This window comes from Nocardiopsis potens DSM 45234, assembly GCF_000341105.1.
GTDB classification, from domain to species: Bacteria; Actinomycetota; Actinomycetes; order Streptosporangiales; family Streptosporangiaceae; genus Nocardiopsis_A; species Nocardiopsis_A potens.
In genome coordinates, this window is record NZ_ANBB01000024.1 from 24,874 (window position 1) to 37,925 (window position 13,052).

Sequence of the window (13,052 nt, forward strand, 5' to 3'; positions counted from 1 at the left end):
CCCCCGCCCCTCCCATCCGCCCCCCGGGTGCGCCGCCCGCACCCCGTACACGCCGGGGAAGAGGCCGACGCTTGCTGCGCTCACTCATCTCGGGCCTGGTCCTGGCCTTCGCCGGTTCCCGAGCCAACATCTCGCGGACGATCCTGTCCTGCGCCGGCATCGTGGTCGGCGTCGGCGCGCTGATCGCGGTGGTGACCGCCGGGCACGTCGGCCAGACCTACGCCAAGGCCTACGGCGAGGCCAACACGGGCGTGGCCGCCACCTACGAGGTCACCTCGCCGGCCCCGGTCGACGACGTCGAGGCCTTCGAGGAGGACATGCTCCGGGCCGGCGGCGAGGCCGTCGCCCTGCAGCAGCCCCTGGACTCCGCCGGGATCCAGCTCCGCCAAGGCACCTCGGTGTTCAAGGACCCGACGGTCTTCTACACCGACCCGTCGCTCTCCGACATCCGGCGGATGAACCTGGTCGAGGGGCGCTGGTTCACCGAGGCCGACAAGGGGTCGCTGGCCCCCGTGGTGGTGCTGAGCGAGAACCTCGCCGAGCAGCTGGACCCCTCCGGCGGCTACGCCGACCTGCAGATCGGGAACAGCGAGTGGCTGCGGGCGCGGGTGGCCGGCGTGGTCGAGGGCACCGCGATGGACGACTGGGGCGGCTCGGGCACGGTCTACCTGATGCGCTCGCCGGCCACCGAGGAGATGGCCTTCCCCGCCGGGATCGGCGCCGCCGACGAGATGGGCATGGGGCTGACCTACCGGGTCCGGGTCTCCCCCGACGGGAGCCCGGGCGAGGAGGCGTTCACCGAGCGGCTCGCCGGCACCTCCTGGCGGTGGGGCCCCCAGGCCGACACGGAGATGCTCATCGTCTTCCGGGCGGACAGCTTCGAGGAGATCGAGGAGGTGCTGGGCTACCTCTCCCTCGGGCTGTTCGGGATCGCCGGCATCACCCTCACCACCGGCATGCTCGGGGTGCTCAACGTCGGGCTGGTGACGGTCCGGGAGCGCCGCCGCGAACTGGCCACCTACAGGGCGCTCGGCGCCGACCGGTTCGCCATGTTCGTCGTGGTGGTCGCCGAGGCGGTGGTGGTCTCGGTGGTGGCCGGGCTGATCGCGCTGCTGGGGTGCTACGGGATCGCCGGGGGCGTCCAGGCGTTCGTCGGGGACATGCTCCCCGCGGGCGTCTCGGTGACCGTTCCCCTGCAGGGGGTCCTCGTCGGACTGGGCAGTGCCGCCGCGGTCGGCCTGCTCGCCGGGGTCATCCCGGCGTGGCGGGCGCTGCGCACCTCGGTGGTGGCCGGATTGCGGGAATAGGAGCGGAAGAACCCTTGAAGAAGTGGATCATCACGGCGGCCGTCCTGGTCGTCCTGGCCGCCGCCGGCGGCACCGGCTGGTTCCTGCTGCGCGGCGGTGGGGGCGACGCGCCCCCCGACGACATCGCCGTGGGGGCCGAGGAGGCCGCCCCCGTCCCGGTGGAGTACGGCTCGATCACCGACGAGGTCGTCCTGGACGCGCAGGTCGAGGAGGACCCGGCGAAGAAGGTGGTGTCCAAGCGCGGCGGCACCGTCACCCGGGTGTGGGTGGGCGACGGCCAGGAGGTCCAGGAGGGCGCGCCGATCGTCTCGGTGCGCTCCGAGGACCCCGGCGCCGCCCCGGAGGCGGGCGGCGCCGGGGACGGCGGCGACGGCGGTGAGGGGGCCGGGGCCGATCGGCCCGCGGCGACCGAGGTCACCGTCACCGCCCCGGTCTCCGGCAAGGTCCGCGGGCTGGACGGGCTCGCCGCGGGCGACCCGGTGGAGCAGGGCGCATCGGTCGCCTCGATCAGCCTGGAGCGGTTCCGCGCGGTCGCCCCGATCCCCGCCAACGACCTGTACCGGTTCTACGACGACCCCGAGGAGATCACCCTCAAGATCGACAAGGGCCCGCCCGCCCAGGCCTGCAGGTTCCTCTCCATCGGCGAGTCCGAGGAGTCCGGCGACGGGGGCGGCTCCGCCCCCGAGGAGGACATGGGCATGCCCGGCGGCGGAGAAGGAGGCGGCGGCACCGGGGCCACCTCGCGGATCTCCTGCCGGGTCCCCGAGGACCTGCAGGTCTTCCCCGGCGTCACCGGGAAGATGTCGATCGTCACCGGAAGCGCCGACCGGGCGCTGCTCGTCCCGGTGACCGCGGTGCGCGGCGGGTTCGAGGAGGGCGAGGTCATCGTCGTCGGCGACGGCGGCGGGCAGGAGACCCGCCGGGTGGAGCTGGGCATCACCGACGGGGACCGGATCCAGGTCGTCGAGGGGCTCGACGAGGGCGAGCAGGTCCTGGACCCGATCCCGCTGGAGGAGGGCTTCGACGCGCCCGGTTCCGGCGGCGAGGAGGAGTCCTCCGAAGAAGGGGTGATGTTCTAGTGGGCGCCGCCGGCGCCCGGCGCGCGCGGCGCGCGGGCGGGGAGCCCCCGGCCGCGCCGCCCGGACCGCTGCTGCGCATCTCCGGCCTGACCAAGGGCTTCCCGGTGGACGGGGAGCGGATCCAGGTGCTGTCCGGCTGCTCCCTGGAGATCGACCGCGGCGAGGTGGTCGCGATCGTCGGGCAGTCCGGCTCCGGCAAGTCCACCCTGCTCAACATGGTCGGGCTGCTGGACACCGCGGACGGCGGCGAGCACGTCTTCAACGGGGTTGACGTCACCCGGCTCGGCGAGGCCGGCCGGGCCCGGCTGCGCAACACCGGGATCGGCTTCGTCTTCCAATCCTTCCACCTGCTGGAGCGGCGCACCGCGCTGGCCAACGTGAGCGTCCCGCTGGTGCTCAACGGCATGCCGCTGATCCGCCGCCGCGCGCTCGCCCGCGAGCTGCTGGAGTCGGTGGGCCTGGGGCACCGGCTGGGCTCCCGGCCGCACCAGCTCTCCGGCGGCGAGCAGCAGCGGGTGGCGCTGGCCCGCGCGCTGAGCCTGAACCCCCCGCTGATCCTGGCCGACGAGCCCACCGGGGCGCTGGACGCCGCGACCAGCTCGGCCGTCCTGGACCAGCTCATCTCGCAGGCCCGCAAGCGGAACGCCGCGGTCGTCATCGTCACGCACGACCCGCTGGTCGCCGAGGCCGCGGACCGCCGGATCACCATCCGCGAGGGCAAGACCTTCGAGGAGCCCTGAGCGGCCCCGCCCGGCCGGGCCCGCCGCTGCTCCGGGCCCGCCGGGGCGGCGGGCGGGAGAGGCCGCTGCGCGGCGCCCGGGAAAGGCGAAGGGCCCGGCACTCTTCCGAGTACCGGGCCCCTGCTCTGGTAGCGGGGACAGGATTTGAACCTGCGACCTCTGGGTTATGAGCCCAGCGAGCTACCGAACTGCTCCACCCCGCGTCGTTGTGTTCACAACCCTAGCGCCCCGCGACCACCAGTGCCAACTCGGCGCCGCACCGCCCCGGAGCGTCCCTCGGGGCCGGCCCCGCCCCCTTCCTTGAGGGCGGCGGAGGCGGCCCCGCGCACCGCCCGCCGTCCGCGAGGGCGCGGCTCCGCCCCACCGCCGGGAGCAGGGCGCACACGGCCCGCAGGGCGCACGGGAGGCGGGAGCCGGCACCGGAGGAGCGCGGCGGGGCGGGGCCGTGCCCGGAGGCCTCGACCGAGCGGAGGGCACCGGGGCCGCCGAGAGGGCGGACCCGCCGGGAAAAGCGCGGAGGCCGGGCACTCTTCCGAGTACCCGGCCTCTGCTCTGGTAGCGGGGACAGGATTTGAACCTGCGACCTCTGGGTTATGAGCCCAGCGAGCTACCGAACTGCTCCACCCCGCGTCGATGTGCCTTCAGCTTAGCGGTTCCCGCTCCCAGCACCAAATCGTTTCCCGCAGGGGCACCGCCGCCCCCCAGGGACGATGATCTCGACGGCGCGGGGGTGCCGCGGAGCGCTCCGGCAGGGCCGCAACGCCGAGAGCATCGCGAGAGGGGCGGGAAAGGCGAAGGGCCCGGCACTCTTCCGAGTACCGGGCCCCTGCTCTGGTAGCGGGGACAGGATTTGAACCTGCGACCTCTGGGTTATGAGCCCAGCGAGCTACCGAACTGCTCCACCCCGCGTCGTTGTGTTCACAACCCTAGCGCCCCGCGACCACCAGTGCCAACTCGGCGCCGCACCGCCCCGCGGGCCCTGGAACGCGCCCCGGAACGCGCCGCGGGGCGGGGGTCGCACACCCCCGCCCCGCAGTGGACTCCGCCGGCCGGACCGGACCGGGAAGGGCCGCCCTACTCGCCCTGCTCCTCGCGCGCCTTCTCCGCGCGCTCCAGAGCCTTGCCCAGCTCGTCGACGGCCTTGCCGTAGGCCTCCCAGTCGCCGTTCTTCATGGCCTCCTGGCTGTCCTCGTAGGCCTTGGCCGCGTCGTCCAGCGCCTGGGTCAGGGCATCGCCGTCGCCGCCACCGCCGTCGCCGCCGTCCTGGCCGTCCTCCTTCGGCTGCTCCTCCTCGAGCGGGCCCTCGCCGCCCTCGAACAGGTTGTTGAGCGCCTCCTGGAGGTTGCCGCCGATGGCGACCTCCTCACCGAAGCCGACCATGACCTGCTGGAGCAGCGGGTAGGAGGCGTCTCCTCCGCCGCCGGCCTGCACGTACAGCGGTTCGACGTAGAGCAGCCCGTCGCCGAACGGCAGGGTGAGCAGATTGCCGTAGGTGACCTCCGCCGAGCTCTGCTCCAGCGGGAGCAGCACCTCTCGGACGTTCGCGTCGGACTGGAAGGCGTTCTGCACCTGGCCGGGGCCGAGGATCACCGTGCTGCGCGGCAGCTCCAGCATCCGGATCTTGCCGTACTCCTCGGACTCCACGTCGCTGACCACCGACATGAACGCCGCCAGGTTGTCCCTGCCCCTCGGCACGAACGTGGAGGTGAGGGCGAAGCTCGCCTCCTCGTCCCCGGGGTAGCGCAGGGTCTGCCGGTACGGCGGCTCCGGGCTGTCCCCCTCCTTCGTCGGGTCGGAGGGGATGTCCCAGAAGTCCTGGCCGCCGTAGAAGGCGTCCGGGTCGGTGATGTGGTAGCGCTTGAGGATCTCCCGCTGCACCTTGAACAGGTCGTCCGGGTAGCGCAGGTGCCGCTGGAGCTCGTCGCTGATGTCCTCCTTGCTGGTGACCACCCCGGGGAACGCCTCGGACCAGGTCTTGAGGACCGGGTCCTTCTCGTCCCAGCCGTAGACGGTGACCGTGCCGTCGTAGGCGTCGACGGTGGCCTTCACCGAGTTCCGGATGTAGTTGACCTGGTTGCCGGGGATCGTCGTGGCCGAGTCGGTGCCCTGGCTGAAGGTGTCCTCGGTGGCCCGGGCGAAGTCGATCGGCGTCGAGTAGGGGTAGTGCGAGCTCGTGGTGTAGGCGTCCACGATCCACTGCACCCGGCCGTCGACCACCGCCGGGTAGGGCTTGCCGTCCACGGTGAGGAACGGCGCGACCTTCTCCACCCGGTCGGACGGGTCCCGGTCGTAGAGGATCTTCGACTCGCTGGTGATCGCGGTGTTGAGCAGGATGTCCGGCTCGCTGTACTTCAGCGCGTACAGGATGCGGTCGAAGAACGAGCTGAGCTGGACGCCGCCGTCGCCGTCGTAGTGGTTGGTGGCCTGGCTGCCGCCGCCTTCGCCACCGCCTTCGCCGCCGCCTTCGGTGGCCTCGGGGCTCTCCTCGGTCGCCTCGGGGCTCTCCTCCGGGGAGGGCGAGGCGTCGGCCTCGGCCTCGGCGCCGTCCGCCGGCGGCCGGGCCTCGTCGGCGCCGCCCTGGCCCTCGACGTCCTCGCTGGTGGTGATCTCCTCGTTGTCGCCGCCGCCGGAGTCGAGCGGGTAGTCGTACTCCGGCTCGGCGTTGACGATGACGTAGTCGGCGCCCTGCTGGCCGTAGTAGATGCGCGGCTCGTACTCGCCGTTCACCTCGGAGAGCTCACCGGTGGGCGGGATGTTGTACTGGGTGAAGACCGGCCGCCCCTCGGCGTCGACCTGGTTGCCGGCCGCCGCCACGATGCCGAACCCGTGGGTGTAGACGGTGTGCCGGGTCAGCCAGTTGTCCTGGCCCTCCGGCGGCCCGTCCAGCTCGCGGGCGGCGATGATGGTGTCGACGGTGTTGCCCTCGGCGTCCTCGTACCGGTCCACGTCGAGCACTTCGGGGAACTGGTAGAAGCCGCGGACCTGCTGCATCTGCTGGAAGGTCTGCGAGACGACGGAGGGGTCGACCAGCCGGACGCTGGGGATGGTGGAGGCCTCGTCCGCCAGCTGCTCGGGGGTGAGCTCGGTCTTGGCGTCGTAGGTCTCGCTCTCCGCCTCGGCGATGCCGTAGGCGCCGCGGGTCGCCTCGATGTTCCGCGCGATGTAGGGCTTCTCCTCGCGCTGCTCGTTCGGGCTGACCGTGAACTGCTGGACCAGCTGCGGGTAGACGCCGCCGATCAGCACCGCCGAGAGCACCAGCAGGCCCAGGCTGACCATCGGCACCATGGCGTTCTTGAAGTAGATGTTGGCGAAGAACAGCAGCGCGCAGACGACCGCGATGATCGCCAGGATGACCTTGGCGGTGAGCACCGCGTTCACGTCGGTGTAGGAGGCGCCGAAGGTGTAGCCCCGGGTGGAGAAGACCAGGCCGTACTGGTCGAGCCAGTAGGCGGCGGCCTTCAGCAGCACGAACAGGCCGAGCAGCACCGACAGGTGCACCCGCGCCGCCGGAGTGGCGCGCTGCCCCTGGGACTGCAGCCGGACCCCGCCGAACAGGTAGTGCACCACGACCGCGGCGATGAAGGCGAGCACCACGGCGGCGAACAGGTAGCCGAGCACCACCCGCAGGAACGGGTAGGTGAACGCGAAGAACGAGATGTCGATCCCGAACTGCGGGTCGGTCTGGCCGAACGGGTTCCGGTTGGCGTACTGCAGGTAGGTGCCCCACTCGGCGCTGGCCGAGGCGCCGGTGAGCAGACCCAGGCCGCCGGCGATCAGCCAGAAGAAGAGCTTCCGGTGCGGCTCGATCGCCATCCGGTAGCGGTCCAGGCCCTGCTGCTCCAGGCTCATCGGCCGGGTCAGCGGGCGGGACCGGTAGGCGAAGTAGATGCTGGCACCGACGATGAGCATCATCAGCAGCGCCGCGCCCACGAAGAGCATGGCGCGGGTGCGCAGCTCGGTCAGGAAGACCGATGTGTAGCCGACCGACTCGTACCACTTGTAGTCGGTCACGAAATTCGCGGCGACCAGAAGGCCCGCGACGATGACGACGACGACCGCTGCGACGGGCGCGAGCAGCCGGGATCGTCGAGGCATGCGCGCGGTTGGAGCGCCGGGCGATCGGAAGCTCACGCCTCCCCCTCGTCATGACTGTCGTTGAACGCGAGGAGCGTGGCCGCCCCTCTGTATCGGCAACTTATTGGCTCTGCCACGGGTTCCCGAAACCCCGCGCCGGTGCGGTGACAACATCACATCGGAGCGGCATCGGCGGGGGCTCGGCGGAGCCCGCACGTCGACCCTAGCGCCCGCGGCGGGCGCGTCCGCAGGGGATCGGGGAGGCCGGCCCGCGGCCTCAGAGGACCGCCGGGGGCCGGGTTTCGGGCACCATGGAGGGGTGACCTATCTGATCCGCGACGCCGTCATGGACCTGGAGCGCCACGCCTCGGAGCAGGGCTGGGACCAGCCGCCCCGGGTGTACGCCCTCGTCCCCACCGCCGAGCTGGCCCGCCAGGAGCCGGCGCTGGCCTCGATGCTCGGGCTGGACCCGTCCGCCGACCCCGCCGAGCTGACCCCGGTCGAGCAGGAGGCGCTGCCCGACGGCGTCCCGCTGGAGGAGGCCCTGGGCAGCATCGCCTGGCCGGAGGCGGTGGCCGGGTGCGCCCTGGTGCTGGAGCGGCTGGTGCTGAAGGGGTCGGACGCGACCCTGGACCCGCCGCGCGGCGCCGACACCGGGGAGTGGGCCAAGGCCCAGGACGGCAGCGAGGAGATCCGGATGGTCGCCGGCGTGCTGCGGGACGGCGGCCGGCACGCGGCGCTGCGGATGCGCTCGCACGACAGCGACGACCAGGTGCTCAACGGGGAGGACCTGGTGCCCGCGCTCACCTCGGCGCTGGCGCTGACCTTCGAGGAGGAGTGACCGCTCCCCCGCGCCCTTCCGGCCGCCGGCGGGAAGGCCCGCCGAGGCGATGGCCGTGGCGCCGCGGCCCTGCCAGAGCGCTCTGACGAGGCCGCGGCGCCACGGTCATCGGGGCGGGGCGCCGGGTCCGGCGGGCGCCGCCGGGCTCAGCCGGCCTGGCCGGACTGGCCGGGCTCGCAGCGCGGCAGCTCGGACAGGCCCTCGCCGGTCTTGATCGCCTCCAGCGCGCGGACCGCGTCGGAGAGCTCGGCGACCTTGAACACCTCGATGTCGCCGGTGGCGGCCGACTCGAAGGTCTGCGCGCAGCTCTCCTCGGCGACCAGGAAGTACTCGGCGCCCAGGTCGCGCGCGCTGACCATCTTCTGCGCGACGCCGCTGACCCCGCCGACCCTGCCCTCGGTGTCGATGGTGCCGGTGCCGGCGACCTGCTCCCCGCCGGTCAGCCCGTCCGGGTCGAGGCGGTCCATGATGCCCAGCGCGAACATCATCCCGGCGCTGGGGCCGCCGATGTCGCCGACCTGGAACTCGACGTCGAAGGGGAAGTCCGGGTCGTCGGCGATCATGATGCCGACGACGGCCCCGCCCTCGTCGCTCTCCTCGGTGGTGAGCTTCAGGGCGGTCTCGTCCGCGCCCTTCTCCGCGGCGCGGTCCACGGTGAGCTCGACCTCGTCGCCGGGGTCGCGGTCGCCGACCCGCTCGGCGGCCTCGGCCTTGTCCCCCACCGGCTCGCCGTCGACCTCCAGGATGACGTCGCCCTGCTCCAGCTCGCCCTCGGCGGGGGCGCCCTCCTGCACCCCGGCGACCATGGGGCGCAGCCCGTAGTCGACGCCGAGCTCGTTGAGGGCGGCCGCGGTCGCCGTGGTCTGCGAGTCGTCCATGGCCAGGGTCTGGCTCTCGGTGACGTCCTCGATGCTGCGGTCCGGCGGGAAGAGCGCCGCCTCGGGCAGCACCGCCTGGGTCGGGGAGAGCCAGGCGCCGATCACGGAGAGGATGTTCAGCCGGGCGTCCGGCCCGCCGGAGTACTGCACGGTGACCATGGAGAGCCCGCCGTCGTGCCGGTACTCCTCGGTGCCCTCGATGTGGATCACCGGGTCGCCCTCGGAGTTGTCGCCGAGGGTGTTCAGCGCGAGGCCGGGCGAGGCCACCAGGTAGGGGACCGGCAGGTAGGCCGCGCCCACGGCCAGTGCGCACAGCACGATGAGTGCCGCGAGGAGGGTCTTGACACGACGGAGCATGGGGCACAGCCTACGGCCCGCGCAGTTCCGGACGTTCCCGGCATGCCGCGGCGGGCCGCCGCGCCCCGGGGCCGGTCAGCCCTCGGCGCCGACCCACTCCGCGCCGCCGTCGCCGAAGGTCTGGTGCTTCCAGATCGGCACCTCGGCCTTGATGTCGTCGATCAGCCGGCGGCAGGCCTCGAAGGCCTCCGCGCGGTGGCCGGCGGCCGCGGCGACCACCACCGCCGTGTCGCCGATCTCCAGGTCGCCGACGCGGTGCAGCGCCGCCGCCCGGCGGACCGGGCGCCCGTCCCCGGAGGCGTCGGCGACGACCTTCTCCATCACCTCGCGCATCCGCTCCTCGGCGCTGGGGTGCGCCGAGTAGGCCAGCCGGGCGACGCCGCGCCCCTGGTCGTGGTCGCGGACGGTGCCGATGAAGAAGGCGGTCCCGCCGGCGCGCGGGTCCTCGACCGCTGCGAGGACCTCGTCGACGGAGATCGGGGTGTCCCGAATGCTTGCAAGAGTGATGGCTTCCACATCCATGACCGTACCAACGCCCTGTTCCGACCCCGCCGGGCCGCGCTCACCCCCGGCGGCGCTTGCGCAGGTGGCGGACTGCCGCGGCGGTGCCGATCGCGGCGACCGCGGCGCCGGCCGCGCTCGCCGCGGTGATGGTGGCCTCCTTGCGGCCCAGGGTCCGCCCGACCAGGGCGTGCTTGCCGCCGCGCGCCTCCAGCAGCGCCCGCAGCGCCTCGGCGTTGGTGTAGGACGGCCGCCACCCGGCCTCGCGCAGCGTGGCGCAGTCCACCACGCACGGGTAGACGAGGAACTTCAGCTCGCCGGCGGAGGCCGGGGTGATCCCGGCCCGGTGCAGCCGCTGGGTGGCGCCGAAGGCGAGGTTGGCCGGGACCTCGAAGCGGCGCAGCCCGGCGATCTCCTCGGCCTCCTCCTGGCCGAGCGACCCGTCGCAGCCGACCGCGAGCGCCCCCTCCTTGCCGTCCAGCCCCCGCACCGCGACCAGTTCCAGCGCGCCGGCCAGGTCGTCCACGTGGCAGAACTGCCAGCGCTGCTCGGTCCCCTTGACCGAGATGAGCCGGGGCGCGGCGAAGTGCCGGGTGAGCACGGTGTCCAGCTCCGGCCCGACCAGGGGGGCGGGCCGGACCACGGTGACCGACAGGCCGGGGTGCGCCCGGCGGGCCTTGCGGGCCAGGTCCTCCACCTCCGCGAAGTCGCCGACCAGGCCGACCCCGCCCTCGACGGCGACCTCGCCGTCCTCGCTCAGCGGGACCGGGTTGTCCGGGGCCGCGCCGTAGACCATGGTGCTGGTGACCAGGACCACCCGGGAGACCCGGGCCGCCGCGGCCGCGGTGAGCAGGGTCTGGGCGGCGCGCACCGCGGCCGCCCTGCGCTCCCGGTGCGAGGCGTCCGCGCTCCGCTCCGCCTCGGTGTGCACCAGCACGTCCACCCCGGCGAGCCGGGAGGCGACCAGCGGGTCGCGGATGTCGGCGGCGCACCACTCCACCCCGCCGCCCTGCGGGAAGGGCTCGGAGCCGTCCTCGCCCGCCGGGGCCGCGTCGATCCCGACGACGCGCGCGACGCCCCCGGAACCCGCGGCGGCCCGCAGACGTTCGACCAGCAGTCGGCCCACACCGGAGGCGGCGCCCGTGACCGCGATCACGGGGCCGTCGCCGTCCGGGCTGTGCTGTGGGCGAACCTGGCCGTTTTCAGTACTCACTCCGGGCTGCTCCCAGCTAACGTGACAGTGGAGACATTCCTATCCTGCCTGAGGTCTAATCGTGAGTGACCTGCCTTTTGGTTTCAGCATGCCGAACGACCCCGACGACGAGTCCGGGCGCGGCTCGGGCGGCTCCGGCCCGGGCGCCGGCAGCGGCGGCCCAGGCGGTGGGACTCCCGGGCCGGGCGACTTCCCCTTCGGGGACCCGCAGCAGATGGCCCAGATGCTCCGCCAGTTCGCCGACATGATGGCGGCGGCGCCCGCGCCGGGCTCCGCCGGCCCCGGTGACACCGGCAGCGGCATCAACTGGGACATGGCCAAGAACATCGCCCGGCACACCGTCTCCCAGCAGGGCGACGCCAGCATCGGCCCGCTGCAGTACGCGCAGGTCTCCGAGGCGCTCCGGCTGGCCGACCTGTGGCTGAACGAGGCCACCCCGCTGCCGTCCGGCGTGCAGACCACCGAGGCGTGGAGCCGTGCCGAGTGGGTGGAGCGGACCATGTCCACCTGGACCCGGCTGTGCGACCCGCTCACCTCCCGGATCGTCACCTCCATGGGGCAGAACATGCCCGAGGAGATGCAGTCCGTGGCGGGCCCGCTGATGGGCATGATGCAGCAGATGGGCGGCATGCTCGTCGGGCAGCAGGCCGGGCAGGCCATCGGCGAGCTGGCCGGCGAGGTGATCGGCTCCACCGACGTGGGGCTGCCGCTGGCCGGCGAGGGCCGCGCCGCGCTGCTCCCGCACGGCGTGGAGAAGTTCGGCGAGGGGCTGCAGATCCCCGAAGAGGAGGTCCGCCTCTACCTGGCCGCCCGCGAGGCCGCCCTGCACCGGCTCTACGCGCACGTGCCGTGGCTCCGCTCGCACGTCCTCGGCCTGGTCGAGGAGTACGCCGCCGGGATGTCCTTCGATATGAGCGGCCTGGAGGAGCGGCTCGGCGGGATCGACGTGTCCGACCCGGCGGCCCTGCAGGAGGCGCTCTCCGGCGGCGAGGGCCTCTTCCAGCCGGAGGACACCCCGCAGCAGAAGGCCTCGCTGTCCCGGCTGGAGACCTCCCTCGCGCTGGTCGAGGGGTGGGTCTCGGTGGTGGTGGACGAGGCGGTGCGCGACCGCCTGCCGCAGGCCGGCGCGCTGGCCGAGGCCACCCGGCGGCGCCGTGCGACCGGCGGCCCGGCCGAGCACACCTTCGCCACCCTGGTCGGCCTGGAGCTGCGCCCGCGCCGGCTGCGCGAGGCCGCCGCGCTGTGGAGCGCGCTGACCGAGGCGCGCGGCGGCGAGGGCCGCGACGCCCTGTGGGAGCACCCCGACCTGATGCCCTCCGGCTCCGACCTGGACGACCCCGAGGGGTTCGTCTCCGGTGCCGGCTCCGGCGGCGACCAGCTCGACCTGGACATCTCCCGGTTCACCGAGGGCCTTGAGGACGGCGGGAAGGACGACGAGAAGGGCGGCGGGGAGAAGGGCGACGGCCCGGAGAGCGGTCCGCGGGACGGCGCATGAGCCTGGCCGACGACGCCCGCGCCGAGCTGTCCGCCTGGCCGGCCCCGGACGCCGGGCAGGAGCGGCTGCGCCGCGCCTACCTGGAGCACATCGACGCCCACCCGGACGCCCTGCACCGCTCCTGCACCGCCGGCCACATCACCGCCAGCGCCGCGGTGCTCGACCCGAGCGGGACCAAGGGCGTGCTCACCCTGCACGGCAGGATCGGGCTGTGGCTGCAGACCGGCGGCCACTGCGAGGAGACCGACGCCACCCTGCTCGGCGCCGCGCTGCGCGAGGCCGAGGAGGAGTCCGGCATCGCCGGCCTGCGCCCGGTGCCCGGCCCGGTCCGCCTCGACCGGCACCGGGTCCCCTGCGCCGGCGGGACCTGGCACCTGGACGTGCAGTACGCGGTGATCGCCCCGGACGGCGCGGCGCTCTCCATCGACCCCGACGAATCCGCCGACCTGGGCTGGTTCCCCGTCGACGACCTCCCCGAGCCGACCGACGACGCCTGCCGCGCCCTGTTCGCCGCGGCCTCCGCCGCGGTCCGCGCCCACTCCGGCTGAGAGACCGTCGGGTGTGCGG

10 protein-coding genes and 3 tRNA genes are annotated in these 13,052 nt (G+C 73.6%); 6 read left to right on the top strand and 7 right to left on the bottom strand.

Annotated elements, in window-relative coordinates:
• Positions 1 to 71: 71 nt before the first annotated feature.
• The 3 genes from D459_RS0109325 to D459_RS0109335 are packed head-to-tail and all read left to right on the top strand — an operon-like array spanning position 72 to position 3,126.
• Complete coding sequence (locus D459_RS0109325; protein WP_017592734.1) at positions 72 to 1,307, top strand: ABC transporter permease; 1,236 nt, start codon at positions 72 to 74, stop codon at positions 1,305 to 1,307.
• A gap of 14 nt (positions 1,308 to 1,321) precedes the next feature.
• A complete protein-coding gene (locus D459_RS0109330) occupies positions 1,322 to 2,386 on the top strand; it encodes an HlyD family efflux transporter periplasmic adaptor subunit (RefSeq protein ID WP_017592735.1) in 1,065 nt (354 codons plus the stop codon).
• Positions 2,386 to 3,126 (top strand): ABC transporter ATP-binding protein, encoded by a 741-nt coding sequence (locus D459_RS0109335; RefSeq protein ID WP_017592736.1) that lies wholly within the window; start codon positions 2,386 to 2,388, stop codon positions 3,124 to 3,126. Before D459_RS0109330 ends, D459_RS0109335 begins: the two co-directional genes overlap by 1 nt.
• 126 nt (positions 3,127 to 3,252) lie before the next feature.
• Here the strand turns inward: D459_RS0109335 and D459_RS0109340 are convergent.
• The 4 genes from D459_RS0109340 to D459_RS0109355 form a co-directional block, all read right to left on the bottom strand.
• Positions 3,253 to 3,329 (bottom strand) — tRNA-Met (locus D459_RS0109340).
• A gap of 350 nt (positions 3,330 to 3,679) precedes the next feature.
• Positions 3,680 to 3,756 (bottom strand) — tRNA-Met (locus D459_RS0109345).
• A gap of 202 nt (positions 3,757 to 3,958) precedes the next feature.
• Positions 3,959 to 4,035 (bottom strand) — tRNA-Met (locus D459_RS0109350).
• A gap of 165 nt (positions 4,036 to 4,200) precedes the next feature.
• Positions 4,201 to 7,221: a UPF0182 family membrane protein gene (locus tag D459_RS0109355; protein ID WP_051065386.1), complete on the bottom strand. Its 3,021-nt coding sequence runs from the start codon at positions 7,219 to 7,221 to the stop codon at positions 4,201 to 4,203.
• A gap of 298 nt (positions 7,222 to 7,519) precedes the next feature.
• Here D459_RS0109355 and D459_RS0109360 point away from each other — a divergent pair, with 298 nt between their 5' ends.
• On the top strand, positions 7,520 to 8,041 hold the full coding sequence (locus D459_RS0109360; protein ID WP_017592738.1) for a PPA1309 family protein: 522 nt from the start codon (positions 7,520 to 7,522) through the stop codon (positions 8,039 to 8,041).
• A gap of 146 nt (positions 8,042 to 8,187) precedes the next feature.
• Here the strand turns inward: D459_RS0109360 and D459_RS0109365 are convergent, their stop codons facing one another.
• The 3 genes from D459_RS0109365 to D459_RS0109375 form a co-directional block, all read right to left on the bottom strand.
• Positions 8,188 to 9,276 carry a YlbL family protein gene (locus tag D459_RS0109365; RefSeq protein WP_017592739.1) on the bottom strand — a complete coding sequence of 363 codons (1,089 nt, stop codon included), beginning with the start codon at positions 9,274 to 9,276 and terminating at the stop codon, positions 8,188 to 8,190.
• A gap of 75 nt (positions 9,277 to 9,351) precedes the next feature.
• Positions 9,352 to 9,798, bottom strand: coding sequence for a molybdenum cofactor biosynthesis protein MoaE (locus D459_RS0109370; protein WP_017592740.1), 447 nt, complete (start codon positions 9,796 to 9,798; stop codon positions 9,352 to 9,354).
• A 40-nt stretch (positions 9,799 to 9,838) separates the two neighbouring features.
• On the bottom strand, positions 9,839 to 10,933 hold the full coding sequence (locus tag D459_RS0109375) for an NAD-dependent epimerase/dehydratase family protein (RefSeq protein ID WP_017592741.1): 1,095 nt from the start codon (positions 10,931 to 10,933) through the stop codon (positions 9,839 to 9,841).
• Between the two features lie 145 nt (positions 10,934 to 11,078).
• Between D459_RS0109375 and D459_RS0109380 the strand changes: the two genes are divergently transcribed.
• Positions 11,079 to 12,485 carry a zinc-dependent metalloprotease gene (locus tag D459_RS0109380; protein WP_017592742.1) on the top strand — a complete coding sequence of 469 codons (1,407 nt, stop codon included), beginning with the start codon at positions 11,079 to 11,081 and terminating at the stop codon, positions 12,483 to 12,485.
• On the top strand, positions 12,482 to 13,033 hold the full coding sequence (locus D459_RS0109385; RefSeq protein ID WP_017592743.1) for an NUDIX hydrolase: 552 nt from the start codon (positions 12,482 to 12,484) through the stop codon (positions 13,031 to 13,033). Before D459_RS0109380 ends, D459_RS0109385 begins: the two co-directional genes overlap by 4 nt.
• Positions 13,034 to 13,052: the final 19 nt, after the last annotated feature.